The organism is Actinomyces sp. S6-Spd3 (assembly GCF_000758755.1).
GTDB lineage: Bacteria > Actinomycetota > Actinomycetes > Actinomycetales > Actinomycetaceae > Pauljensenia.
In genome coordinates, this window is sequence record NZ_JRMV01000147.1 from 1 (window position 1) to 677 (window position 677).

Genomic DNA, 677 nt, shown 5'->3' on the forward strand with positions numbered 1-677 from the left:
GCATTCTGCGAAACCACGCGCTGCTCAAGATTAGCCTTCACGCGGCGCTCATGCCCCGAGTAAGAATGGATGACATACCAATCACCCGGCAAGTAGGACAGCTCCTCGCGCTTAGCTTCAATCGGATCAACAACCTCGGTCTCCTCGCTTGGAGCCGAAGTGGCCTCCGCGGAAGGCGCTTCCCCATCAGTTGCGGCCTCTTCCACAACCTCCTGGGAAACGGACTCCTCTACGGCCTCGGACGCGACTTCTGGAGCCTGCTCGCCTTCAAACTTCTCTTCAGTGCTTTCCTGATCCACCTAGGACCTCCTTGAACACTTCCTAAATAGGCTAAAAAAGTAACACACCCTGGGCGGAGCCTCGGGTGTGTCTATCAACGATATGAGTTTAACGCATAAGCGCGGGATTTACTATCCAAAAATCCAAACGCTCAACTGGCCAAACGCAAAATCAAGCAGACCTGTGTAAATCATGATCGAAACCACGAATACCAGCACGACCAAGAAATAGGTCCACCATTCTTCCTGGCTAGGCCAAATAACCTTCTTCAGCTCGGCAATGACCTGGCGAATGAACAGCAAGATGCGACCAAAAACGTTCAAGTCTTCCTTGACGTTTGGGTTCTGCGAAGACTTCGTCTGGTCTGACATCTTCTTCCTCCTGCATAAACTACAAAG

The 677-nt window shown here is 51.6% G+C and carries 2 protein-coding genes; both read right to left on the bottom strand.

Annotated elements, in window-relative coordinates:
• A partial coding sequence (locus HMPREF1627_RS00870; RefSeq protein WP_034500360.1) for a transcription termination/antitermination NusG family protein occupies positions 1 to 299 on the bottom strand: 299 nt, incomplete at its 3' end.
• Between the two features lie 111 nt (positions 300 to 410).
• Positions 411 to 650 carry a preprotein translocase subunit SecE gene (gene secE / locus HMPREF1627_RS00875; RefSeq protein ID WP_034500361.1) on the bottom strand — a complete coding sequence of 80 codons (240 nt, stop codon included), beginning with the start codon at positions 648 to 650 and terminating at the stop codon, positions 411 to 413.
• Positions 651 to 677: the final 27 nt, after the last annotated feature.

Excerpts from the sequence above, each read along its gene's own strand:
- secE (WP_034500361.1), bottom strand. The coding sequence starts at position 650 with ATGTCAGACCAGACGAAGTCTTCGCAGAACCCAAACGTCAAGGAAGAC.